This is a genomic window from Streptomyces sp. NPDC050564, assembly GCF_044457265.1.
GTDB lineage: Bacteria > Actinomycetota > Actinomycetes > Streptomycetales > Streptomycetaceae > Streptomyces.
This window is the reverse complement of the sequence record NZ_JBITGS010000069.1, coordinates 1-24,837: the sequence shown is the minus strand read 5'-3', so window position 1 is coordinate 24,837 and position 24,837 is coordinate 1. Positions and strand designations below refer to the sequence as shown.

Annotated in this window: 19 protein-coding genes and 3 pseudogenes; 10 read left to right on the top strand and 12 right to left on the bottom strand. The window is 70.7% G+C overall.

Translation table 11 applies throughout. The features are described from left to right. Positions 1-124: 124 nt before the first annotated feature. The 3 genes from gap to ACIBK0_RS49110 are packed head-to-tail and all read left to right on the top strand — an operon-like array spanning position 125 to position 4,241. Entirely contained in the window at positions 125-1,138 is a 1,014-nt protein-coding gene (gap, locus tag ACIBK0_RS49120) for a type I glyceraldehyde-3-phosphate dehydrogenase (protein ID WP_399096144.1), read from the top strand. Continuing rightward, complete coding sequence (locus ACIBK0_RS49115) at positions 1,138-1,860, top strand: HAD family hydrolase (RefSeq protein WP_399096141.1); 723 nt, start codon at positions 1,138-1,140, stop codon at positions 1,858-1,860. Before gap ends, ACIBK0_RS49115 begins: the two co-directional genes overlap by 1 nt. 2 nt (positions 1,861-1,862) lie before the next feature. Next, positions 1,863-4,241: a glycoside hydrolase family 65 protein gene (locus ACIBK0_RS49110; RefSeq protein WP_399096138.1), complete on the top strand. Its 2,379-nt coding sequence runs from the start codon at positions 1,863-1,865 to the stop codon at positions 4,239-4,241. Here the strand turns inward: ACIBK0_RS49110 and ACIBK0_RS49105 are convergent. Then, positions 4,222-4,542 (bottom strand): universal stress protein, encoded by a 321-nt coding sequence (locus tag ACIBK0_RS49105; protein WP_399096135.1) that lies wholly within the window; start codon positions 4,540-4,542, stop codon positions 4,222-4,224. The two genes, ACIBK0_RS49110 and ACIBK0_RS49105, sit on opposite strands and share 20 nt — an antisense overlap. A 430-nt stretch (positions 4,543-4,972) precedes the next feature. Then, positions 4,973-5,248, bottom strand: a pseudogene (locus ACIBK0_RS49100) (acetate--CoA ligase family protein); the annotation flags it as partial. Here ACIBK0_RS49100 and ACIBK0_RS49095 point away from each other — a divergent pair. Both ACIBK0_RS49095 and ACIBK0_RS49090 read left to right on the top strand, forming a co-directional pair. Continuing rightward, positions 5,248-5,547 (top strand): annotated as a pseudogene (locus tag ACIBK0_RS49095) (BON domain-containing protein); the annotation flags it as partial. The pseudogenes ACIBK0_RS49100 and ACIBK0_RS49095 overlap by 1 nt on opposite strands. 509 nt (positions 5,548-6,056) lie before the next feature. Continuing rightward, positions 6,057-6,476 (top strand): CBS domain-containing protein, encoded by a 420-nt coding sequence (locus tag ACIBK0_RS49090; protein WP_399096132.1) that lies wholly within the window; start codon positions 6,057-6,059, stop codon positions 6,474-6,476. 27 nt (positions 6,477-6,503) lie between these two features. Here ACIBK0_RS49090 and ACIBK0_RS49085 read toward each other — a convergent pair whose 3' ends face one another. From ACIBK0_RS49085 to ACIBK0_RS49045, 9 genes and pseudogenes are all read right to left on the bottom strand, one after another. Further along, a complete protein-coding gene (locus ACIBK0_RS49085; protein WP_399096129.1) occupies positions 6,504-7,160 on the bottom strand; it encodes a potassium channel family protein in 657 nt (218 codons plus the stop codon). Then, complete coding sequence (locus ACIBK0_RS49080) at positions 7,157-7,816, bottom strand: NAD-binding protein (protein WP_399096126.1); 660 nt, start codon at positions 7,814-7,816, stop codon at positions 7,157-7,159. Before ACIBK0_RS49080 ends, ACIBK0_RS49085 begins: the two co-directional genes overlap by 4 nt. Beyond that, positions 7,813-10,617 carry a cation-translocating P-type ATPase gene (locus ACIBK0_RS49075; protein WP_399096123.1) on the bottom strand — a complete coding sequence of 935 codons (2,805 nt, stop codon included), beginning with the start codon at positions 10,615-10,617 and terminating at the stop codon, positions 7,813-7,815. Before ACIBK0_RS49075 ends, ACIBK0_RS49080 begins: the two co-directional genes overlap by 4 nt. Before the next feature lie 24 nt (positions 10,618-10,641). Further along, positions 10,642-11,514, bottom strand: coding sequence for a molybdopterin oxidoreductase family protein (locus ACIBK0_RS49070; RefSeq protein WP_399096120.1), 873 nt, complete (start codon positions 11,512-11,514; stop codon positions 10,642-10,644). Between the two features lie 175 nt (positions 11,515-11,689). After that, positions 11,690-12,271 (bottom strand): annotated as a pseudogene (locus tag ACIBK0_RS49065) (2Fe-2S iron-sulfur cluster-binding protein); the annotation flags it as partial. Further along, positions 12,259-13,944 (bottom strand): NAD(P)H-dependent oxidoreductase subunit E, encoded by a 1,686-nt coding sequence (locus ACIBK0_RS49060; RefSeq protein WP_399096117.1) that lies wholly within the window; start codon positions 13,942-13,944, stop codon positions 12,259-12,261. The pseudogene ACIBK0_RS49065 and the gene ACIBK0_RS49060, both read right to left, overlap by 13 nt. 163 nt (positions 13,945-14,107) lie before the next feature. Then, positions 14,108-14,992 carry a universal stress protein gene (locus ACIBK0_RS49055; protein WP_399096114.1) on the bottom strand — a complete coding sequence of 295 codons (885 nt, stop codon included), beginning with the start codon at positions 14,990-14,992 and terminating at the stop codon, positions 14,108-14,110. Positions 14,993-15,402: 410 nt separating this feature from the next. Next, complete coding sequence (locus ACIBK0_RS49050; protein WP_399096111.1) at positions 15,403-16,542, bottom strand: site-2 protease family protein; 1,140 nt, start codon at positions 16,540-16,542, stop codon at positions 15,403-15,405. A 19-nt stretch (positions 16,543-16,561) separates the two neighbouring features. Continuing rightward, positions 16,562-17,407 (bottom strand): CBS domain-containing protein, encoded by an 846-nt coding sequence (locus ACIBK0_RS49045; RefSeq protein ID WP_399096108.1) that lies wholly within the window; start codon positions 17,405-17,407, stop codon positions 16,562-16,564. Between the two features lie 183 nt (positions 17,408-17,590). Between ACIBK0_RS49045 and ACIBK0_RS49040 the strand changes: the two genes are divergently transcribed. The 5 genes from ACIBK0_RS49040 (at position 17,591) to ACIBK0_RS49020 (ending at position 24,414) form a co-directional block, all read left to right on the top strand. Next, the gene (locus ACIBK0_RS49040) at positions 17,591-18,046 is read left to right on the top strand and encodes a hypothetical protein (protein ID WP_399096105.1); all 456 of its coding nucleotides are present in this window, start codon (positions 17,591-17,593) and stop codon (positions 18,044-18,046) included. 354 nt (positions 18,047-18,400) lie between these two features. Next, positions 18,401-21,094 carry a GNAT family N-acetyltransferase gene (locus ACIBK0_RS49035; protein ID WP_399096102.1) on the top strand — a complete coding sequence of 898 codons (2,694 nt, stop codon included), beginning with the start codon at positions 18,401-18,403 and terminating at the stop codon, positions 21,092-21,094. A 12-nt stretch (positions 21,095-21,106) separates the two neighbouring features. Beyond that, the gene (locus ACIBK0_RS49030) at positions 21,107-21,838 is read left to right on the top strand and encodes a CBS domain-containing protein (RefSeq protein ID WP_399096099.1); all 732 of its coding nucleotides are present in this window, start codon (positions 21,107-21,109) and stop codon (positions 21,836-21,838) included. 16 nt (positions 21,839-21,854) lie between these two features. Continuing rightward, positions 21,855-22,364: a flavodoxin domain-containing protein gene (locus ACIBK0_RS49025; RefSeq protein ID WP_399096096.1), complete on the top strand. Its 510-nt coding sequence runs from the start codon at positions 21,855-21,857 to the stop codon at positions 22,362-22,364. A 304-nt stretch (positions 22,365-22,668) separates the two neighbouring features. Next, positions 22,669-24,414, top strand: coding sequence for a GAF domain-containing protein (locus tag ACIBK0_RS49020; RefSeq protein ID WP_399096093.1), 1,746 nt, complete (start codon positions 22,669-22,671; stop codon positions 24,412-24,414). A 45-nt stretch (positions 24,415-24,459) separates the two neighbouring features. On the opposite strand, the gene ACIBK0_RS49015 is transcribed toward ACIBK0_RS49020, so the two are convergent. Continuing rightward, a partial coding sequence (locus ACIBK0_RS49015) for a LuxR C-terminal-related transcriptional regulator (RefSeq protein ID WP_399096090.1) occupies positions 24,460-24,837 on the bottom strand: 378 nt, incomplete at its 5' end.

Genomic DNA, 24,837 nt, shown 5'->3' with positions numbered 1-24,837 from the left:
GCAAATGGCCGACGCCCGCACCCGCCACCACGCCTGGATCCGCGAACACGGCACCGACCTGCCCGAGGTGGCCGACTGGACCTGGAGCGCCTGAAATCCTGACCCAGCAGAGGAGTTCAACGCCATGACCGTACGCGTCGGCATCAACGGCTTCGGCCGCATCGGCCGCACCTATCTGCGCGCGGCACTCGACCGGGCGGAGGCGGGCACCCAGGACGTCGAGGTGGTCGCCGTCAACGACATCGCCCCGCCTGCCACTCTGGCCCACCTTCTGGAGTACGACTCGACGTTCGGGCGCATAGGACGCGAGGTCATCCACGACGACAGCTCGATCACCGTCGACGGCCGGCGCATCGCCGTCTCCGCCGAGCGCGACCCGGCGGCCCTCCAGTGGTCCGACCACGGTGCCGACATCGTCATCGAATCCACCGGCCGCTTCCGTGACCGCGACGCCGCCGCCCTGCACCTGAAGGGCGGCGCCCACACGGTGCTGCTCTCGGCACCCGGCAAGAACGCGGACGCCACCATCGTCATGGGCGTCAACGACGACACTTACGACCGGCACAGCCACCGGATCGTGTCCGCCGCCTCCTGCACCACCAACTGCGTCGCACCGATGGTCAAGGTGCTGCACGAGAACTTCGGCATCGAGCGCGGCGTGATGACCACCATCCACGGTTACACCAACGACCAGTCCCTGCTGGACGGCCCGCACAAGGATCTGCGCCGGGCCCGCTCCGCCGCGCTGAGCATCATCCCGACCAGCACGGGTGCCGCACGCGCCGTGGGCCTGGTGGTGCCGGAACTGGCGGGCGCCCTGGAGGGCATGGCCGTGCGCGTCCCGGTGGAGGACGGCTCGCTCACCGATCTGACGGTGGTGCTGCGGCGCGAGGCGACGGTCGACGAGATCAACACCTCCTTCGCCGAGGCCGCTCATGGTTGGCTGAGCGGCGTCCTGCGCGTGTCGAAGGCGCCGATCGTCTCCCGCGATGTCATCGGCGACCCGGCGTCCTGCGTCTTCGACCCCGCTCTGACACAGGCGAACGGCACCCTCGTGAAGGTCTTCGGCTGGTACGACAACGAGTGGGGCTACACCAACCGGCTCCTCGACCTCACCGCCCTGGTGGCCGACGACTGATGAGTACAGAGCAGAGCGGAACGGCTGCTGTACCCCACGTACTGCGGGGTACAGCAGCCGTGGTCTTCGACACCGACGGGGTCATCATCGACTCGGCCTGGAAGGCGGCCTTCGACGCCTTTCCGCGCTTGTGCGGCCGACGTCCCTTCGACGTCCAGGGCGACTACCTGCGGTACGTCGACGGCACGTCGCGCCTCGACGGGGCAGCAGCCTTCCTCCGCGCCCGGGAACTGCGGCCAACCGACGCCGAGATTCAGGCGCTCGCCGCCCACAAGGAGCGGTTGTTCACCGAGCGGTTGCGGGCCCAGGGCGTCGACGCCTACCCGGGTACGGTCCGGCTGCTGCGCGTCCTGCGGTCCGCCGGAATTCTGCTCGCTGCGGCCTCCGCCTCCCGACACGCTGGTGCGCTCCTCGAACATGCCGGAGCGCGCGGCCTCTTCGATGTCATGGTGGACGGCGGAGAGGCGGCCCGGCCGGGCCTGCCCGGCAAGCCCGACCCCGCCCTCTTCCTGGAGGCGACCCGCCGCCTCGGCGTCCCCGCCGACCGTGCGGCCGTCGTCGAGGACGCCCTCGCCGGAGTCGAGACCGGGCGACGCGGGGGCTTCCGGCTCGTCGTGGGCGTGGACGGGGCCGGTACCCCCGCGACGCGGGCCGCGCTGCTGAAGCACGGCGCGGACCTGGTGGTCGACGACCTTGCGGAGCTACTCGCACAGGAGGACTGAGGATGCGCGACTGGACCTGGGAGTACGAGGGCTACGACCCGGCACAGGAACGGCTGCGCGAATCGCTGTGCACGCTCGGCAACGGCTACTTCGCCACCCGCGGCGCAGCCCCCGAGTGCGTGGCGGACGCCGTCCACTACCCGGGCACGTACGCGGCGGGCTGCTACAACCGGCTCACCTCGGACGTGGCCGGACGCCGGGTCGAGAACGAGGACATGGTCAACCTCCCCAACTGGCTGCCGCTCCGTGTCCGTACCGCCTCGGGGAAGTGGCTCTCCCCCGACACCCACAAGCTTCTCGACCACCGCCAGAGCCTGGACCTGCGTGCCGGCACCCTGGAACGCACGGCCCGCTACGAAGACGAGAACGGCCGGTGTCTCGCGGTGCGGCAGGTTCGGCTGGTCCATATGGCCGATCCTCATCTCGCCCTGCTGCGCACGCAGGTGACGGCGGAGGGCTGGTCGGGGGAGATCGAGATCGAGTCGGCGCTCGACGGGGCGGTCGCCAATACCGGAGTGGAGCGCTATCGCTCACTCGCCTCCCGGCACCTCACCCACGTCGAGACCGGGACCTCGGCGCCGGACACGGTCTGGCTGGGCTGCCGTACCAGCACGTCCGACATCCGGGTCGGCCTGGCGGCGCGTACCGTCACCGACACGGCCGCCGAGACGCGCGACGGGCACCGGAACGCACGCGCTGCCCAGCTGCTGCGGCTGTCCCTGACCGACGGCCGGACGGTGACGGTCGACAAGACGGTCGCCCTGCACACCTCCCACGACCCGGCGATCAAGGATCCGGTGCACGCCGCCCTCGACCGGGTCTGCCGCGCCCCGGACTTCGCCACACTGCTGGCCTCGCACCGGACGGCCTGGCGACAGCTGTGGCGCAATGTCGAATTGGACGTGCCGAACAGCGCAGGCCCGGTGCTGCGGCTGCACCTCTTCCATCTGCTCCAGACGCTCTCGCCGCACACAGCGGACCTGGACGTCGGCGTCCCCGCGCGCGGGCTGCACGGCGAGGCCTACCGAGGGCACGTCTTCTGGGACGAGCTGTTCGTCCTGCCGTATCTGAACCTGCATTTTCCCGAGGTCTCCCGTGCCCTGCTCACCTACCGGCACCGCCGTCTGGAGCAGGCCCGCCGCGCGGCCCGCGACGCCGGACGCACCGGTGCGATGTACCCGTGGCAGAGCGGCAGCGACGGCCGGGAGGAAACACAGCAACTGCACCTCAACCCGCGCTCGGGGCGCTGGCTGCCTGATCACTCACGGCTCCAGCACCACGTCGGCTCGGCGATCGCGTACAACGTGTGGCAGTACTGCGAGGCGAGCGGCGACGTGGAGTTCCTGCACACCAAGGGCATCGAGATGCTGGTGCAGATCGCCCGGTTCTGGTCCGGCCTCGCGGCATACGAGGGGACGCTTGGCAGGTACCGGATCCGCGGCGTCGTCGGCCCCGACGAGTACCACGACGCCTACCCCGGCATCGACCGGCCCGGGCTCGACGACAACGCGTACACCAACGTCACCGCCGCCTGGGTGCTGGCCCGCACCCTCGACGCCCTGCACGAGCTGCCCGAACTGCCGCGCCGTGACCTCTGTGAACGCACCGGTCTCGACTCCGCCGAACTCGAAAGGTGGGAGGACGTGTCCAGGAACCTGTACGTGCCCTTCCACTCCGGGGTGATCAGCCAGTTCGAGGGCTACGGCGCTCTGGAGGAGCTCGACTGGGCCGGGTACCGCGCGCGGTACGGCGACATCCGGCGGCTCGACCGGATCCTGGAGGCCGAAGGCGACACCGTCAACCGCTACCAGGCGTCCAAGCAGGCAGACGTCCTCATGCTCGGTTATCTCTTCTCGCCCACTGAGCTCGGGAGCCTGTTCCGCAGGCTCGGCCATGAGCTGGACGACACGCTCTGGCGTCGCACGGTCGACCACTACCTGCGCCGCACCAGCCACGGCTCCACGCTGAGCAGCCTGGTGCACGGGTGGGTACTGGCCCGGGCCCGGCGCGCCGAGGCGTGGGCGTACGTGCACGAGGCTCTTGACGGGGACATCGCCGATCTCCAGGGCGGCACCACCGGCGAGGGCATCCACCTCGGCGCCATGGCGGGCACCATCGACCTCGTACAGCGCGGACTGACTGGCCTCGAGACCCGTGGCGGCGCGCTACGACTGGATCCGGTGCCGCTGCCGGAGCTGTCCGAGTACGGCTTCGCGATCCGCTACCGGGGCCACCGGGGCGTACAACTACGTTTGAGCGCGGACCAGTTGATGGTCGCGGTGCCCACGTCCGACCGGGACCCCATCGACATCGTCCTCGCCGGCCGCACTGTCTCTGTGGCTCCCGGAGAATCCTGCACGCTCACTCTGCCGGACCGGTGACCGGGCGAGGTTCACCGCAGCGCGGTCGCAGTCCCTGCGGAACAACGGCCACCGGGCACTTGGTGTGGTTCAGCAGGGCCTGGAGAGTGCAGCCGACTGTCGTGCCACCGCGACCTACCACCAGGAGTCCGGCAGACGCCGATGCCTGGACCAGGGCGGCCGACGGGCTCTGGAGGCGAACATCCTCGTAGACGTCCACCTGCGGATACTTCTCCCGCCACGGCCGCAGCGCATCCGACAGCAGTTGGACCTCCTGGTCCTCCCAAGGGCCCCGGTCCTCCTCCGGGAGCGCGAAGGGCATCCACTGCCCAGCGGGGGAGGGCGGTTACCATGCGTGGACGGCATGAAACAGAGGGCCCTGCGTCGTTGCGCTGCCTCGAAGGCGAAGTCCACGACGTCACCCGCGGGATGGCGGGCATCGATAGCGAGCGTCACCCAGTCTGGCCGTCGCCCGCTGCGCCCACGGTTGGATCCGCGCGGCACCAGCACGACTGGCCGGTCCGATCGCTGGGCGCCGTCGTGACCACGGAACCGACGGGCAGGCCCGCCTAGCCTCCTGTGCCGCGCAGCCAGAGGACCGTGCAGTCCGCCTGAGCGGCGAGTGAGAGCAGTTGCTCGTCGGGGAGCGCCGAGGGGCGCACGACCCGCAATGGCAGCCCGCGCAGCTCCGCTTCACCTGCGGCCCAGTCGGCTGCGATACGACTGGAGGCGGATCCGTCGACAACGACAACATCGCTCTTGTGGACCAGGCCGGGCCAGTAGGCCTTCATGACCACACGGCCGTCGGGGCCGCGCAGCCGTTCCGCGGCGATGACTGCCTCGTTCTCGGTCTGGGCCCACGCCCAGGGCAGTTGCGGAATGCCGTAGCAGGCCAGCAGTTCGGCGCAGGTACGCGGATCGAGCCAGCCGCCGTCCGGGTGGGCGGCGAGATAGGTCTCGGCAACTGCATGCGCTCGAGTCGTATCGACCTGTGCGAGCTCTGGAATCGTGCCCGCCGGTCGGCTAACGGCTTGTCGGCATCGTCACGCGCCGCGACCTGCTCCAGGTCTTCCTGCGGCCGGATGACGAGATCGGCCGCGAGGTGGTCGAGGAAGTATTGGTCCGCTCGCTGTGGCTGATGCCCCGGACGGTGACGGTGAGTGTGATCGAGGGCGTGGTCACGCTCGACGGCCACGTGGAGCGCAAGAGCGAGGCGGAGATCGCCGCATCCATGGCCAACCGGATCGACGGCGTGGTCGGGGTGGTCGACAAGCTCACCTACCGGCAGGACGACTCGCACCTCCGACCGGACGAGCCCGCCATGCACACAGGAGGACATCCTCCGCGAGGCGCATATGTGTCGTGTTCGTCCCTCACGTACGCCCTCCTGCAGGACACCAGGTGCCCGGTGGTCGTGTGCTGTCTGACGCGGCGGCGAGCCGTGTACCGCCCGTAGCCGCAGCTCGCGCAGCAGGGCCTCGTCCGCTGTCCAATCCACCGCGGCTCGGATGCGCTTCGATCGGTCGACTCCTACAACGATCAATAACTCCACGGCAGCTCGGCTCCCGAGCCGGAGGAATAGGCGCGCGGCGGGTCGGTGCTCGGCGCCGCTGCCCTCGGCCTGGGCTCCGAGGTTTTCGCCGTGTATACCGCCGACTGCGGGCACAGCCTCACGCACTGCTGAACGCCGCCCCGGGCGACCGTCTCGGAGCCGTCCTCTTCCCGGCATGCGTACGGGATACGAAGAACCCACACTGGCCTCAAGGACAACCCGTCGGGGCGGGTCCATCTCCAGGGTCCTCCCCGCGCGCATCGCGAGGCTCGAAGGAGACGGCCATGACCATCGCACGGGAGATCATGCACGCCGGTACCACCTGCGTGCAGGAGAACGAGACGTTGCAGGACGCGGCGCGCCGGATGAGTGAGCTGGGTGTCGGAGCCCTCCCGATCTGCGGACCGGACGACCGGCTCCACGGGATCATTACCGACCGTGACATCGTGGTGAAGTGTCTCGCCAAGGGCAAGGACCCCAGGACCATGACGGCGGGCCAGCTCGCGCAGGGCAAGCCGATCACGATCGACGCGGAGGCCGATACGGACCAGGTCCTTCGGGCCATGGAAGAGCACAGGATCCGGCGACTGCCGGTCATCGACAACCATCGATTGGTCGGCATGATCAGCGAAGCGGATCTCGCACGGCGTCTGCCGGAGGAACAGGTGGGCCACTTCGTCGAGGTGGTCTGCGCGACCACCTGACCCCTCGACCCTGCCCTGGTGCGGCTGTCACTGGAAGGCGGCGTGGATTTCCTGTTCGGTGGCGGCGTGGGAGACGACGAGGAGTTCGTCGCCTGGCTGGAGCCGCGTCTCGGGAGTGGGGACGGTGGGCTGGCCGTCACGGATGACCGTGGCGATGACGGTGCCCGCCGGGAGCGTGATCTCGGCGAGTGTGCGTCCTGCGGCGCGGGACTGCGGTGTGATGGCGGTTTCGATGACGTCGACGCCCGCTTTGCTCAGGCGCAGGAGGGCCACGGTGTCCGTGGCGCCGGTGGCTTCCTCGATGAGGGAGATCAGCGGGGTTGCGGCGGGGACGGCAGTGTCGACGCCCCAGTTCTGGTCGAAGAGCCAGGTGTTCTCCGTGTCGTTGACGCGGGCGGCGACGCGGGGGACGGCGAACTGTCTTTTGGCGAGGAGGCTGATGACGAGGTTGTTCTCGTCGTTGCCGGTGGCGGCGATGACGAGGTCGGCGTTGAGTGCGTTTGCGTGTTCGAGGAGGGCGGGGTCGCAGGCATCTCCGGCGATGAGGCGTACGGGAAGGTGGCCTTCCAGCTCGGCGATGCGGCCGTCGTCGACATCGATGAGGGTGACGTCGTTGCGGGCGGCGCCGAGGACCTGGGCGATCTGAGTGCCGAGGCGTCCGGCGCCGGCGATCAGGGCTTTCATGTCCCGAGCTCCTTGTTCAGGAAGCCGCGCAGGCGCCCGAGGGCGGTGGTCGCGACGGCGAAGGTGACCAGGTCGCCGGGCTCGGCCGGAGTGCTGTGCGCGGGCACGAGCGAGCGGCCCGCGCGGGTGACCTCCACGACGCGGATCTCGCCGTCGACTTCACACTCGGTCAGCCGACGGCCCGTGAGGTAGGCGGGCAACTGGGAGCGGATCAGGAGAGTTTCGCCGTTGCCGAAGGTGAGTTCGGGTGTGAGGTGGCGGTGCAGCAGCATCTGGTGGATCTCGTGGACCGTCCAGCGGACGCTGGCGATGGTGGGGATGCCGAGTTCGCGGTAGATGTCGGCGCGGTGGGGATCGTAGATGCGGGCGAGGACGATGGGGACCCGGTAGGTCTCTTTGGCCGTGCGTGCGCTGACGATGTTGCTGTTGTCCCCTGAGGTGACGGCGACGAACGCGTCGGCGTGCTCGATTCCGGCGGCCTCGAGCACCGTGCGGCTGAAGGCGTTGCCGGCGTGGAACTGGCCGGGGAAGTCGGTGGGCAGCAGTTTGCGGGTTTTGGGCAGGCGGTCGATGAGCCGTACGTCGTGGCCTTCGGCGGCGAGCTGGACGGCGAGCGTGGATCCCGCCCGCCCGCAGCCCGCGATGATCACTCTCATCGCTCTCCTTCCTTCCGGTTCCCGGGCCGGTGGCGCCGCAGCCACCACTTGCGGGTTTCCTCGGCGGCCAGCAGCAGTGCGCCGAAAACGGCGAGGACCGCCCAGTCGGCGGCCGCCAGCGGTGCGGTGTTGAAGACGGCCTGCAGCGGGGGCAGGTAACTGATGGCCGCCATCAGGGCAATGCCGAAGCCGCCGCCTGCCAGTAGCCACGGGTTGGACAGCAGCCCGATCCGGAACACGCTCTGCCGGTCGGTGCGCACCGCCAGGGCGTTGAAGAACTGGCTGACCACGATCCCGGCCTGCACCATGGTGATCGCCTCCCGGTAGACAGGCTCGTCCTTCGTGAAGTCGGAGTACGGGATGCCGGATCCGTGGATGTGCCAGAAGAAGACGGCGGTCACACCGAGTGCCTGGATGCCGCCGAGGAACAGGATGCGTCCCATCACGGCGGTCGAGAAAAGCCGTTCCCGTCGGGCGCGCGGAGGTCGGTCCATGACATCGGGTTCGGGTGGTTCCGCGCCGAGTGCGAGGGCGGGGAGGACATCGGAGCCGAGGTCGATCGCGAGGATCTGTACGGCGGTGATCGGCACCAGCGGAAACCCGGCGAAGGTCGCGGCCAGGATCGGCACCAGCTCGGCGATGTTGTGGCTGAAGAGATAGATGAGGAACTTGCGGATGTTCTGGTAGACCGACCGGCCGAGCCGCACTGCCGTGGTGATGGATGCGAACGAGTCGTCCAGCAGCACCATGACCGCGGCTTCCCGGGCGACGTCGGTGCCGGAGGCGCCCATCGCGACGCCGATGTCCGCGTGCTTGAGGGCCGGAGCGTCGTTCGCGCCGTCGCCGGTGACCGCGACGACCTCGCCTCGTCGCTGCAGCGCGGTCACCACCCGCATCTTGTGTTCGGGGCTCACCCGGCACAGCAGCAGCTCACCCGACTCGGCGAGGAGACCGTCCAAACCGTTCTCGTCGAGTTCGTCCAGCCGGGTACCGGTCGCGATGGTGGGCACGGGCTGCCGCACGATCCCAACGCGGCGAGCGACGGCCTCCGCGGTCAGCGGGTGGTCTCCGGTGACCATGACGATGCGGATCCCGGCCCGCCTGCAGGCGTTGACGGCGTCGCTGACCTCTGGCCGTGGCGGGTCGAGCATGCCGACGAGACCCAGCAGCGTGAGCTCCGATTCGACCTCGTCCTGGGCGGGGCGGGAGTCGGCCAGGGGCCGCGATGCCGCCGCGAGCACCCGCAGACCCTGGGAGGCCAGCTCGTCATTGGCGGTGATCACCGCCGCGCGGAGTTCAGCGGTCAGCGGTCGCCGCTCGCCACTCCAGTCGATGGCGGCGCAGCGGGCCAGCAGCTCCTGCGGGGCACCCTTGACGTACGCGTGGTAGCCGCCACTGACCGTGTCCGCGTGCACGGTGCTCATCAGCTTGCGGGTCGAGTCGAAGGGGAACTCCGCCATGCGTGGCGCCGCGGCTTCCTCGGCGGCCAGATTCAGACCGGCCTTCGCCGCTACGACGAGCAGCGCCCCCTCGGTGGTGTCCCCGAGCACCCGTCGTCCCTCGCGGTCCGACGGCGGGACCAGCCGCGCGTTGCAGCACAGCCCCGCAGCGCGGAGCAGTCCGCGCACCGGCCGTGGATCGGCCACCTCGCCGACCGGCCCGTACCCCACGCCGGACACGGCGTGCGGCTCGCCGCCGGCCCACACCTGCACGACGGTCATCTCGGCCTGGGTGAGCGTTCCGGTCTTGTCCGTGCATACGACGGTGGTGGACCCCAGCGCCTCCACGGCCAGCAGTTGCTTGACCAGCGCGTGCCGACGGGCCATGCGCCGTACGCCGATCGCCAGCGACACCGACAGCGTCGCGGGCAGCCCCTCGGGGACGAGCGCGACCATCACCCCGAGCGCGAACACGAAGGTCTCGACGAACGGCTGCCCGGTGGGCACGCGTACCGCGAACAGGGCCGCTCCGATGGCCAGCGCCGCGCCCGCCACTCGACGGGCCATTGAGGCGACCCGGAGTTGTAGCGGAGTCTTCTGCCGTGGTGCCGCCGCGGCGAGCCGGAAGATGTGTCCGAACTCCGTTGCCGCCCCCGTGGCGAAAACCAAGGCCTTCGCAGAGCCCGCCGCGACAACGGTGCCCATGAAGACACAGTTGCGGGCTTCCAGCACCGGCCCGGCCCCCACCGATTCGGCGGTACGGCCGACGGCATCGCTCTCCCCGGTCAGAGCTGCGTTGTTCACTCTGACCTCGTGAGCCTCGGTGAGGCGGCAGTCCGCCGGTACCGCGTCCCCGGCTTCCAGGACGACGACGTCTCCGGGCACCAGGTCACGCGCGGGCATCTCCTGCCGCTCACCGTCGCGGAGCACCCGGCACGTGTGCGGCACCATCGCCTGGAGCGACTCCGCCGTCCGCTCGGCCGAGTACTCCTGTGCGAAGCCGATGGCCGCGTTCAGCACGACCACACCCAGAATCGCCACGGCCAGCTGCAGGGTGCCCACATCCCGAGGCTGCTGAAGCCCGTACGCCAGGAACGTGATCGCCGACGCGACGAGCAGCACGACGGCGAAGAGATCCGTGAACTGTCCTGCGAGATCTCGCCACAGCCCCCGACGCCTTGCTTGCGGGTCCCGCCGCCTCGCTACATCCGCCGACGCCAGTCCACGCGGCGAGGTCTCCAGCTCGGCGAAGACCTCCGCGGTCGCCAGCCTCTGCACCGTGGAACCGCCGAGCGTCCCGCTCGGGGCCGTCGGCCCGCGGCCCCCATCTCCGGGCGTCACTACGGGGGTTTCCATACCCATCGTCAATACCTTGGCACGACGCGGTCACGACGACGAGGCCACGCGTACAGCGGTGACCTTGTACTCGGGGCAGGACGTGACGGTGTCCGCGTGGTCGGAGGTAAGGCGGTTCACGCCGCTCGCGGGGAAGTGGAAGGAACAGAAGACCTGGCCGAGGGCTGTCTGTTCGCCGACCCGGGCGATGAGACAGGCTCGGCCGTGCCGGCTCTCCACGGTGACCTGCGCGCCGTCCCGCACGTCGTATCGGGCGGCGTCGTCGGGGTGGACGTCGAGGAAGTCGACCGGATCCAGCTCGAGGTACACCGCCTCGGCCCGGGACCTTGCGGCCGGGTCGCTCACTCTTCCGTACCCGGGCAGGAAGTCGGGCAGCGCGCCCATGTCGGAGGCGCCTTGGACGTTGTTCTGGCCGCGCAGCGGGTTGACCCCGTAACCGCGGTCGGTGCCCACGGCACCGCGCAGGATGGCCAGGTTGGTCAGGGACCGCACTCCGTCCGTGCCGTGCAGGTGCTCGGTGACGCCGAGGCCATAGAGGATCGCGGGGCGCCGGGCCCGGCCGTAGAGTCGCGCGGCGGCGACCAGGTCCGCCGCGGGCACGCCGGTGATGTCCGCTACGCGGTCGGGCGGGTAGTCGGCCAGCAACTCGGTGAGTTCCGGCAGGCCGACGGCGCGCTCGCGCAGGAACTCCTCGTCGGCCAGCCCTTCGGCGAGCACGACGTGGGCGAATCCGTGAAAGAGCGCGACGTTGGTGCCGGGACGGGGGCGCAGATGCACGTCGGCATGAAGGGCGAGACCGACGGCGCGGGGGTCGGCGACGACCAGCTTGGCCCCGTGCAGCACACGCTGGAGCAACCGGGCGCCGACCACCGGGTGGGCTTCGACGGGATTGGCCCCGACCACCAGCAGGCAGTCGGCCTTCAGGCAGTACCGCCGTGACCTTGCCGCCGGCGGTGACGACGTCGAGGGAACAGCCGACCCCGCAGGTGGTGCGCGTCGGCTCCGGGGACGCGCGGCTCGCGGAGGTGAGCCCGGGTGCGGGGCCGGGCTCGGTGATCGCTCCGGTGGGGCAGGTGTCGACGCAGCCGCCGCAGGCGACACAGTCGGACTCCGCCCAGGGTCCGCCGGTGCCGGGGGCGACGACGGTGTCGGCGCCCCGGCCGACCAGGGTGAGGGCGAAGGTGCCCTGCACCTCGGCGCACATGCGGACGCAGCGGCCGCAGGCGATGCACAGGTCTCGGTCGAGGTGGACGTACGGGTGGGAGGCGTCCCCGCCACGGCCCCCGGTGCCCCGTGCCGCCTCGGGGCCGATGCCCAGCGACTCACATACGTGCGCCAGCTCACTGCGGCTGCCGGCGGCCAAGGCCCGTGGCGGCAGGGCGGAGACGATGACCTCCACCGCGTCTTGGCGCAGCGTCCGCAGATCGTCCGTGGCGGTTTGGACCCGAGCCCCGGACGTGGCCGGCGTGACACACGCCGCCGCGATCTTCCCGTCGGCCCGTACCAGGCAGGTGCGGCATGAGCCGGCCGGGCTGAGCCGGTCGTCGTGGCAGAGCGAGGGCAGCTCGATCCCGGCCTCGCGCACCGCCGTAAGCAGTGAGCTTCCCTCGGGCACGTCGACAGCGGCGTCGTCGACCTCGATCCTGGTCACTGGTCCCATCCCGCAAGTGGGGTTCCGTAGGCGCGGGCGAGGCTGCGTACCGCGGGCGGAATCCGCCGTCCGAACGCGCACAGGCTCGCCTCGGCCAGAACGTTTGACAGCCGTCCCCACTCCTCGCAGGGCGGCACGCCGGCAGCGGCCAGCTCCAGGCCCCGGCGCGAGCCCACGCGGCAGGGCGAGCACGCGCCGCAGCTTTCGGCAGCGGCGAACTGCCAGATGTGCCGCAGTACATCCTCCGGGTCCACGTGCTGGTCGAAGGCGACGAGACCTGCGTGGCCGAGGGCGGCGCCCCGGGCCGCAAGGTCGGCGGCGGTCAGCGGCACGTCCAGGGTGTCGGGGGCGAGGAAGCCGCCCAAGGGGCCGCCGACCTGGACCACGGTCAGCTCGGCGCCGTCCTTCAGCCCGCCGCCCAGCTCGGTCACGATCCGCCGCACCGGCGTGCCGAGCTCAACCTCGTACGCGCCCGGCCGAGCGAACCGCTCCGACAGGCAGACCAGCTTCGTCCCGGTTTCGTCGAGCGTCCCCCGCCGGGCGTACGCGTCACCGCCCCGGGAGACGATCCATGGGACGGCCGCCAGGGTCTCGACGTTGTTCACCACGGTCGGCGCATCCCACAGACCGCGCCGGGTCGGGTAGGGCGGGCGCGGCCGCGCGCAGCCCCGGGCCCCTTCCAAGCTCGCGATCAGGGCGGTCTCTTCACCGGCGACGTACGACCCGGCGCCCTCCACCACCTCGACGTCCAAGGCCGTGGCCGTGCTGTGAACGGACGGGCCGAAGTGCCCTTCGGCGTACGCCTGCCCGACCGCATCCCGCATTCGCGCGAGCGCTCGTGGATACTCCGAGCGCACCAACACCACACCACGGCGGGCCCCGCACGCGAAGCAGGCCAGAGCCAAGCCCTCCAAGACCCGCTCCGGATCCGCCTCCATCAACAGCCGATCGGCGTACGAGCCGGGATCTCCCTCGTCTCCGTTGACCACCACCACGGTGTTGGGCGCCTGGCCGGCTGCCTCCCACTTCGCGGCCACCTGGAAGCCCGCGCCACCCCGCCCCCGCAGCCCGGATGTGGCCACCTCCAGCCGGACCTCGTCAGGGGTGCCTGCCGTCACCGTCCGCGGCCATACCTGCCACGCGGGCTCACAGGCGACCACACCTCCCAGCAGGACGGGGTCGCCGGTGTCGTCGGCCGCCGGGATCTCCGGCGCCCGCGGGGGCTCGCGCCCCGCGAGCTGAGCGGCCAGCGTCGGTCCAGTGCAGGGCGTGTCACGGTCGAGTGCCGCGGGACCCGAGTAGCAGTACCCCAGACAGCGGACGGCCTGCAGCGACGTCTCTCCGTCCGGTGAGGCCGTGCCCGCGGTGACGCCCAGCGCGTGCTCCACGTCGGAGAGATGCCGTCCAGCGTCGGCGGCGAAGCAGGCGGTGGCGGTGCACACCCTGATATGACGGTGGCCGCGCGGGGCTGCGAGGTCCGCGTAGTAACTGGCCGGCCCGAGCGCGGCGGCTGCGGGCAGGCCGATACGGGCGGCGACAGCCGGTGCCCAGACCTCGGGGGTGTCCGCCGTTCCCGCCCTGGCCTCGGCCAGTGACTCGATCAACCGATCTCCAGGCCGCCCGCGCCGGTCGGCCAGTGCCCGAAACGCGTCGAAGCGGTCCGCAGGACCGACGGGAACCATGCCCTCATCGTGGAGGCAGTCACATGAGGCCGCAATCCGGTACGGCGCTTGCGTGCGACCACGGAGGGGCCGTCGGGCGTGGACGGAATCGCTCACGTCGACGCCCCGAATACGGCCGCCGGCTGACGGCGAGCCGTGGTGCGGTGTCGCCGTGCCTGGACGGTCAGTCGGGGCGGTGCGGGACGACGATGAGGGGGCAGGGGGCGTGGTACAGGACGCCCAGGCTGACCGAGCCGAGCAGTAGACCGGGGAACCCTCCCAGGCCTCGGCTGCCCACCACCAGGGCCAGCGCGTATTTCGCGGCCTCGGTGAGGACCTGCACGGGATGTCCCCGGATGATCTCGTGCCGGAGTTTCACCTGCGGATACTTGTCCGCCCATCCCGCTGTGGACTCCGCCAGCGCATGCCCTTGCTCTTTCTCCATTTCGTCCGCGCGGACGACGCTGGTAAACGGTGGCTGCTGCCATGCGGACACCGCGATCAAGCGGGCATCGTGGAACGCGGCCTCCTCGAAGGCGAACCGCACGGCCTCCGTCGATACGGCCGAACCGTCAACGCCCACCACGAGGTGCGGCGGCTCGTGTGTGACACGCTCCGGCTCCCGGACCACGACGACCGGGCAGGGCGGGGGCGCGACCAGCGGCAGGCCCACCCTCTCGCGGCTGAACAGGTCCCGTACGACACCCCGGTGCCGTGACCCGACCACCACCATGGAACTCCCTGGCGCCCGCGCGCGCAGAACGTCCGCCGGTGAACCGTTGGCGAGTTCGGCGACCACCATGAGCTCCGGATGCCGTTGAACGGCGAAGTCCCGCGCATCTTCGAGCACCGGGGCGTATGCCGCACGGATCGCCGGACCCCACGACGTCCACAGCGAGGTCAACTCCGCCGAGCCGTGCGCCAGATCCGGCGCATCGACGGCGATCACCAGATGCAGCGACAGGCGTCTGCGCGCCGCCTCGTCCGCCGCCCATGCCAGGGCGAGCCCGGCGGAGGGCGTGGCGTCCAGCCCGACGACGACCGCCCCGCGCTCAATTGAGGTTTCCATCGCTGCTCCTCTGTGTTTTCGGCGCCGGTCGCCCGCGGCCGACGGCCATTCCGGTCGGGTGGATCACTTGTCCCGGAGCTCGGGCCCGCGCAGCGGACTGAGGGCTTCAGCCATGTCGGTCGGCTGAGCGATCATGTCTCGGTACTCTCACCGACCCAGGGACCCGCCGGCCGACCGGCGACATCAGCATCCGGGCACCGCGACAGTCACAGTGCGTCCCTGAGCCCTCCGCCGGGACGTACTGGGCCGGACAGTGCCGCCGGGGCGTTCTGCACCGACCGCGAGTCCACCGCGCGGTTCCTCCGGTACTGGGCGCTCGTTTCGGGCGGCGCCGGCATTGTGCTGTGTGCCACGCACGCTGAAAGCGGTCAAGGAGGCCGCCGAGCGGGAGCCGGGCCCGTACCCGTGAATCACCCCGGCAGCTGACCGACGGCGCCCCTCAGCGTGTGCTGCTGGAGCAGTCGCATCAGGTCGTGCGGGGTGACGATCCCCACGAGGCGTCCGCCGTCGACGACCAGGATCCGCATTCCAGCCTGTGTGCGGACCCTCTCGAGAACGTCGTTGAGCAGTTCGTCGGAGGCGGCGAGGGTGAGCTGTGACAGTGGCGTCGCCACGTCGCGTACGCGCACCGTCGCCCGACTGCCGGCCGGAACGGTGGCGATGCGGCGCATCTGGACGATGCCGGTGGGGCGGCCGTCCAGGTCGAGCAGCGGAATCGCCGAGTGACGGGCGCGTACGGCGACCTCGTCGATGAAGCGATCCACGGTCAGCCAGTCGGGTGCGGTGGTCACCGGGCTGGACATCGCTTCGGCCACTCGCACTCCGCGCAGCGCCGTGGCGAGGACGGCCCGCTGGCGTTCGGCGCCGGCGGTGATCGTGATGAACAGGCCGATGAAGGCCAGCCACAGACCGCCGGTCGCCCCGCGCAGGAGCGACAGCCAGCCGACGGCCATCAGCAGCATCCCGATGACCTGCCCGCCCCGGTCGGCCGCCAGCTCGGCCCGGTCGCGTTCCCCGGTGCGCCACCACAGCGCCGCGTGGACCACCCGGCCCCCGTCCAAGGGCACGGCGGGCAGCAGGTTGAACACACCGAGCAGCAGGTTGGCCCAGCCCAGCCAGACCAGGAGGGCGGCGGGTACCGCCCAACTGGAGGCGGTGTGCAGGCCCGCCCCCGCCGCGAGCGCAACGCCGCCGATGAGCAGGCTGGTCACGGGTCCACTCGCAGCCACCGCCAGCGCCACCGGCGCGGTGCCTGGCTTCCCCATACGGGTCATTCCGCCCATGGCCCACAGGGTCACATCCTCCACCGGGACGCTGTTCCTACGGGCGGTGGCCGCGTGCGCCGCCTCGTGCAGCAGCAGGCTCGCCATCAGCAGCACGGCCCCGGCCAGGCTCATGAACGTGTATACGGCGGCCGACCGGCCGGGAAGCCACGCGGGCAGCGTCTCGTGCCCCAGTCCGTATCCGATGAGGATCACCAGCAGCGGCACACTCCAGTGCATGCGCAGCGGCACCCCGAATATCCGTCCGATCCGGAACGAGCCGTTCATTGGTGCCGCCGCCCTAAGGTCAGATCGCCGTGAGATGGTCGGAGACCTCGACCACGTCGTCGATCTCCTCGATGGATTCGAGCAGTGTCGGGATGAGTGATCCGTCCACCTTGCCGCTCACGTCGACCGCGCCGTTCTCCACGGTCACCTCGAAGGCGCCGGGATCGAGAAGAAAGACCTGCCTCATGATCCGGGTCTCGATCTCCTCACGGATCTTCGTGTCGTCGCGCACCAGAGCCCGTACCAGGTCGATCCGGCTCACCACGCCCACCAGTCGGTCCTTGTGATCGACGACCGGTAGCCGCTTGAGGCGCGAACGCGCGGCCAGCCAGGCGGCATCGGCCACCGTCGTGCTGGGAACGACCGTGATCGCCGGGGAGGTCATGAGGGTGGATGCGGTCTCCCCGTGGCTCTTCTCGTACAAGCGGTGCTCCCGGAGCCGGCGAATCGGACCGGGGCGCGGGGCCGCCACTTGCGCCGCTGCCTTCGCGAGTAGGTCGGACTCCGAAACAACGCCGATCACCTGGTCGTCGGCGTCGACCACGGGCACAGCGCTGAGGTGCTCACGGGACAGCGTCCGGACGATCTCCAGGAAGGGTGTTTCGCCCGGCACGGAGACGGCCGGCACGCTTATCACGTCGCGCACGAGCGGGGTGGCCGGAGCCGACTCCTCCGGGTGGATGATGGGCGGCGGTTCCTGCGGGCGCGGGGGCTGTTCGCCGGGCCGCGCCGCGGAAATTGCGGCCACGGCAGTGAGATAGCGCAGCATCATGTCCTGACGTTCCTCTTCGCCGGGCCTCCAGCCGCGTCCGGGCAGGACCTTCCGCGCTTCCCGCTCCACGGAATCACGTTCGAGTCCACTCACGGCAGCCTCCTTGAATCGCACCGCCGAACCCCTCACAGGACCAGTCTCACGCCGGTGGAATGGCTCAGCACAGGGCCGGTCGGCCCCGGGTCGGGGACGGGCGGCCCAACTCCACGAGCCGCGTTCCTTCCTAACGTGGACACTGGATTGGGCCCGACGCGACTGACTGGTAGGAGCGCTGCTGTGGCGGGTTTCCGGGATTTCCTGATGCGGTTCCGGCCGGTCGGCTTGCCCGGCCCGGCCGCCGCGGGAGGAGTGCCCGCCGACCGGTCGGCGGAGCTTGCCGCCGAGCTGGAGCCGCCGCTCGCCCTTCTGGAAGAGACCGAGGTCGAGGCGCGGACGGTACGGGAGACGGCGGACAAGGAGGCGGCGCGGCGCCGTCAGGCGGCCGAACGGACCGCCGAGAACATCGTCGAACAGGCCCGCGCCCGTGCACCGGCCGTACGGGAGCAGAGCGCCTCCTGGATCCGTGACGCCACCAAAGCCGAGACCACGGAGTTGCTCGCGGCCGCCGAACGCGATTCCGCTGCCCTGCAACACCGGGTCGAACGCCGCATGCCCGCACTCGCGGACCGCGTGGTGGCCGCTGTGGTCGAGGAACTGACATCCCCGGACGACGAGCGCCAGGAAGGGGGCTAGCCACAGTGGGCGCCGGATGGGTGGCGGGCGTGACGCGGGCCAGGGCCATGTTGTCCAGGTGCCTGGGGGCCTCCGGCGCCCAGGACGTGGCCGGGGCCAGGACACTCGACGATGCGCTGAGATACCTGGGGGCCACGGCGTACCGGCACGATCTCGGCTCGGAGGTCTACAGTCCGCCGAACGCCACGGGCCGTACATGGGCCCTACGGATCCGAAGTGGGCCCGGTGGCCTGCGCCGCGTGCCGGGCCGGACTTGGGGCCGACCGGCCCGTACGCCGCACCCGATCAGCCCCTGGGAGGGGCCCGCGGACCGCTGGATGCTCGAAGTGTCGAGAGGTTTCGAGGAGGCCCGAGATGACGGACGACGAGCACAGCCGCCCCACCGTTCACGCCCTGCTCCAGGACGGCACCACCGTGTGCATACGGTCCGTGAAACCCGGCGACCACGAGTCACTGCGCGGCCTGTACGAGGAGATGTCGCCGGAGAACCTGCGGCTGCGGTTCTTCGCCGCGAGCCGCCGCTCCGCCGACATGGCCGCCGATCGGGCCTGTGCGCCACCGCGCCCCGGATACCGGGCGCTGCTCGCCGAGATCCAGGGTCAGGTGATCGGCCTGGCCGAATACGAGACCGGGCACGACGCGGACACGGCAGAGATGTCGATCGCCGTGGCCGACGGGCTGCACCACCGGGGTGTCGGCACCCTTCTCGTCGAACACCTGGTCTCCGCCGCCCGCGCGGACGGCATCACCACGTTCACGGCCGACGCGCTCTCGGAGAACCACGAAGTGCTCAGGCTCTTCGCCGACTTGGGCCTTCGCACCGCACGCCACTTCGAGGGCCCCGAGGTGCGCTGCACCATCGCACTCGACGAGGACGACACCTATCTGTCGGCAGTCGAAGAACGCGGCCGGGCCGCCGACATCGCCAGCCTGGCGCCGCTCCTGCGTCCGGACGTGGTCGCCGTGGTCGGCGCCGGGCGCCGGGCAGGGTCGGTGGGGCGGGCCCTGCTGCACCATCTGCACGCCGGCGGTTTCACGCGGCGGCACTTCGCGGTGAACGCCGGCGTCAGGTCGATCCTCGGGGTGCCGTCCTACCCATCGATCAGCACGCTGCCCATGGTCCCCGATCTCGCGGTGCTCGCGATCCCCGCCGCCGGCGTCCCGGCCACGGCCGAAGAGTGCGGCAAGGCCGGCGTCCGGGCGCTGCTGGTCGTGTCGGCGGGGCTCGACAGCGATCAGGCGGAAGCGCTGATGGCGGCGTGCCGCACGTACGGCATGCGGCTCGTCGGGCCCAACTGCCTCGGCATCTCCAACACCGACCCGAGGATCCGCCTCGACGCCACGTTCGCGGCCGACCACCCGCGCCCCGGCACAGCGGGCGTCGCCGTGCAGTCCGGAGGAGTGGGCATCGCCCTTCTGGACGGCCTGTCCCGGCTCGGCATCGGCGTCTCCTCCTTCGCGTCACTCGGCGACAAGTACGACGTCAGCGGCAACGACATGCTCCAGTGGTGGGAGAGCGACGGCCGCACCGACCTCGCCCTGCTGCACCTGGAGTCCTTCGGGAACCCGCGGGCGTTCTCCCGCACCGCCCGGCGCGTGACCCGCCGTATGCCCGTACTCACGGTCGACGCGGGCCGCACCGAGGCCGGCCGCCGCGCGGCCGCCTCGCACACCGCGGCGGCCGCGACCCCGACCATGACCCGGCAGGCCCTGTTCACCCAGGCGGGCATCACCGCCACCCGCTCGGTGGGTGAACTCCTCGAAACCGCCGCCCTGTTGCACTCCCAGCCGCTGCCGGCCGGGACCCGGGTGGCGATCGTCACCAACGCGGGCGGCGCGGGTGTCCTCGCGGCCGACGCGTGCACCGAGGCCGGGCTGTCCCTGCCTCCCCTCACTCCAGCACTGATCGACGACTTGCTTGCCGTGCTGCCCGAGGGCGCCGCCGTGGGCAACCCCATCGACGCCACCGCGGCCGTCACGGAGGACCAGCTCAGGGACTGTGTGGACCGGCTTCATCGGTTCTCGGACATCGACGCCGTCCTCCTGGCCCTCGTTCCCACCGCCGTCGCCGTGGCGACCGGCGACGACCTCGTCCGGGCTCTCACCGACGGACCCGGCCGTGGGCCCCGGCCCGTCGCCGCGGTGCGGCTGGAGCAGGACCTGCCGGTCACGCTGCTGCCCGCGACGGACGGCGGCACCATCCCGTCGTACGCGGAGCCGGCGGCTGCGGCCAGGGCATTGGCGTGCGCCGCCCGTCGCGCGGCCTGGCTGAGCCGACCGCCGGGCACGATTCCGGAGCTCGCCGAGGTCGACGCGGCCCGGGCACACTCGGTCGCCGAGACCTATCTCGCCGCCCACCCGGACGGCGGCTGGCTCGATCCGCGCACCTGCGCCGAACTGCTGGCCTGCTACGGCATTCCGCAACTGCCCTGGGCGTGGGCCGAGACCGAGAACGAGGCAGTCATCGCCGCGGAGCGGCTGCGCGGCCCCGACGGCCGTGTGGTCATGAAGGCCTACTGGCCCGGCCTGGTCCACAAGAGCGAACAGCACGCCGTGCATCTCGATCTCGAAGGTGACGCCCAAGTGCGCGCCGCTTTCCGGGACTTCGAGACCCGATTCGCCGGACTCATGACCGGCGTCGTCGTCCAGCCGCTGGCCGTACGCGGCACCGAACTGTTCGCGGGCGTCGTCCAGGACGAAGTCTTCGGCCCGCTCGTGCTGTTCGGGCTCGGAGGCACCGCGACCGAGGTCCTGGCCGACCACGCCGCCCGTCTCGCCCCGCTCACCGACCACGACGTGCACGATCTGATCACCGCCCCGCGCTGCGCGCCGCTGCTGTTCGGCGCGCACGGAAGCAGGCCGGCCGATCTCGAAGGCCTCGAACAGCTCCTGCTGCGGCTGTCCCGCATGGCGGGCGACCTGCCGCAGCTGGCCGAGGCCGACTTCAACCCCGTCCTCGCGACTCCCGACACGGTCACCGTGCTCGACGCGCGCGTACGCCTGCTGCCGCGCCGGGCCCAGGACCCCTATCTGCGCCGACTGCGCTGAGGAGGAACAGACATGAAGCGCAACAAGGTCGGATCCGTGATGGCGACGGAGGTCGTCCGGGCACAGTACGGCACCCCGTTCAAGGAGGTGGCACGGCTGCTCGCCGAGCACCGCATCAGCGGGCTGCCGGTGGTGGACGAGGACGAGAAGGTTCTCGGGGTGATCTCTGAGACCGACCTGATGGTCCGGCAGGCGGAGACACCCGACCCGTATGAGACCAGGCGCCGCTTCCGGCTCGCCGGGCTCACTCGCAGTCGCCGGCGGCAGGCCGCGAAGGCGCACGCCCGTACCGCCGGGCAGCTGATGTCCGTGCCGCCGATCACCGTGCACGCCGACGACACCATCGCCGAAGCCGCCCGGACCATGGCGCACCACCGCGTGGAGCGGCTGCCCGTGGTGGACGAAGAGGACCGGCTCGTCGGCATCGTCACCCGCCGCGACCTGATCCAGGTCTTCCTGCAGCCGGACGACGTGATTCGCCGTGAGGTGATCGAGGAGGTACTCGTCCGCTCGCTGTGGCTGGTGCCCTCGACCGTCGAGGTCGGCGTGTACGAGGGCGTCGTGACGCTCGACGGCCATGTGGAGCGCAAGAGCGAGGCCGAGATAGCCGTCTCGATGACCAATCGGATCGACGGTGTGGTCGCGGTGGTCGACAACCTCACCTTCCGGCTCGACGACTCGCACCTGCGGCCGGACGAGCCTGCCGTGCACGGTGTCTCCGAGGAATGGCTGCGAAAGCTGTGAGAGGGGGCGAACCGCCATGCTGAGCAAGGTGCTGGTCGCCTACGGAACGACGAACGGGTCGACGGCGCAGATCGCCGAGACCATCGCCGAAGTTCTGCGCAAAGAGGGAGCGTCAGCCGAGGCACTGCCCGCCCGGTCCGTCACGAGTGTGGACGCGTACGACGCCGTGGTGGTGGGCGGCGGACTCTACGCGGGACGCTGGCACAAGGACGCCCGCCGCTTCGTCCGCCGTCACGGCCGCGCGCTGGCCGAGCGCCCGCTGTGGTTCTTCAGCAGCGGACCGCTCGACGCCTCGGCCACGGAGAGGGACATCCCGCCCGTCTCCGGTGTGAAGCGGGCCATGACCCGGCTCGATGTCGAGGAGCACGTCACTTTCGGTGGCTGCCTCGAAGAGGGAGCGAAAGGATTCATCGCCCGGAAGATCGTTTCCTCCGGGAAGGGCGGAGACTTCCGCGACTTCGAGCAGATCGAGGCATGGGCCGCGCGCATCGGTACCGAACTGGCGGCCGGGGCACCGAAGAACTGAACCGTGCCCGCCGGCCGACCACTCCGGCAACACGACCCCGCGGCTTCGGGCCGGCGCTTCTGAAGCGCCGGCCCTGCCTCCTCGGAGTTCACCGCATCCGATCCGCACGCGGTTGCGCCCTCATTCCGACCGGAAGCATGGTGTGACCCGGTGACGCCCCGGCGATGCCCGGATTGCCTGAACTGCGTTCAGGATTCCTGCCTTCGGCGCATTGCGTGGTGATGCCGAGGCCACCCAGGCAGTACGGTGAGGGCAGGCGAACTGGTGCGCGGTCTCTTGTCCGCTGAATCGGTCGGAGGAAGCGATGGGCGCGGAAGCGCGCGAAGACTCCGAACAGCATCTGCCCAAACTTCGGCTGGACGAGTTGCTGGGCGAACTACAGGTGCGCATCGCCGCGGTGCGGGGTACCCGGGACCGCCTGCACAGCCTGCTGGAGGCCGTCCTGTCCGTCGGGCGGGAGCTGGACCTGCCGCAGGTGCTGCGCAGCATCGCCGAGGCCGCGGTCGTGCTCGTGGACGCCGAGTACGGGGCGCTGGGTGTGATCGGCGGCGACCGCAGGCTGTCGGAGTTCCTGACCGTGGGCATCGATGACGAGCAGCGCGCGCGGATCGGTGATCTGCCGAGCGGCCACGGACTCCTCGGCGAGCTCATCCGTCATCCGGTGCCGCTGCGGCTGTCCGAACTGTCGGAGCATCCGGAGTCCTCCGGCTTTCCGGCCCATCACCCGCCGATGCACTCCTTCCTCGGCGTGCCGATCCGGGTGCGCGACAAAGTGTTCGGGAACCTGTACCTCACCGAGAAGCGGAGCGACAAGGAGTTCGACGCGGAGGACGAGTCCGTCTTGTCGACGCTCGCTGTGGCAGCCGGAGTCGCCATCGAGAACGCGCGGCTGTATGAGGAGACCAGGCTTCGCGAGCGCTGGCAGCGGGCGAGCGGACAGGTCACGAGCATGCTCCTGACGGGGGCACCGAGCTCGGAGGTCCTGGAGTTGATCGTCGAAGAGGCCCGGACGATCGCCTCCGCGGACATGGGGATGATCGCGGAGCGCCTGCCGGGTGACGAGGCGCTGCGGCCGGTGCTCGCGGTCGGTCTGGCCGCGGAGCAGCGCAGCGGCCTGGTGCTGCCCGCCCGGGACGGATTCGTCGCGGCCGCGCTGAGCTCCGCGGAGCCGGTGGTCAGCGCCGACATCGAACACGATTCCCGCACCGGTGAGCATGAGCCTCAGTGGGCGGGGCTCGGATCCGTGGTCGCGGTGCCGCTCGGCACCAGCGGGAAGGTGCGGGGCGTGCTGCTGCTCGGGCGAGTGCCGGGCGGTACACAGTTCGGCGACGCGGACACCGGGCCACTGCTCGGGTTCGCCGATCAGGCGGCACTTGCCCTGGAACTGGCCGAGCGGCGGCGGGACGCGGAGCAGATCACGCTGCTCCAGGACCGGGACCGCATCGCGCGGGATTTGCACGACCTTGCCATCCAGCGGCTCTTCGCGGCCGGCATGACCCTGCAGAGCGCCCAGCGCTTCATGGAGCACCCCGAGGGCATGGAACGCCTGGCACGGACCGTCGACGACCTCGACGACACCATCAAGATCATCCGATCCACGATCTTCGGTCTGCGTACCCACGGCGGGAGCGGCAGGGAGAGCAACGGTCTGCGTGGCCGGGTGTCCGAGGTGGTGACGGCATCCGCCGCATCGTTCGGTTTCCCGCCCGCGCTACGGATCGAGGGGCTTGTCGAGACGGATGTCCCGGAGCACATCGTGGACCACGCGGTCGCCGTGCTCGGCGAGGCGCTCAGCAACGCGGCCCGGCACTCCGGCGCTCAGGCCGTGGACGTTCGCCTTCAGTGCGCCGGAGGGGAGTTGACGCTCACGGTGATCGATGACGGCTGCGGGGTGCCCGGTGACGTCCGACGCAGCGGTCTGAAGAACCTGGAGGAGCGTGCCGTCACTCTCGGAGGCACGCTGACGCTCGGTGAACGGCCGGAGGGCGGCGGCACACGGCTCGTCTGGCGCGTTCCCGTGAGCTCGGACGGAGCCGCGGCCGGACGCTGACCGGCGAAGCCCGCGGACGCGGCCGCGGGCCGCAGCCGGGAGGACTCATCGCGTCGGGTGGTCGGTGGCCTCGGGCTGTTCGAGGTGGCTGGCCAGGACGGCCGCTTGGACTCGGCGCTGGACACCGAGTTTCGCGAGCAGCCGGGAGATGTGGTTCTTCACCGTCTTCTCGGACAAGTAGAGTTTCTTGCCGATCTCGCGGTTGGTGAGTCCGTCTCCGATCAGCGCGAGGATGTCCCGCTCGCGGGGCGACAGACTGGCGAGTTCGGGCGCCAGGGCGGGTGTCTCGGTGGGGTCCGCGCGCAGGGAGCGCATCAGCCGGGCGGTTGTCGTGGGGTCCAGCATCGACTGACCGGAAGCGACCGTGCGTACTGCCGAGACCAGGTCGGAGCCCTTGATCTGTTTGAGCACATACCCCGAGGC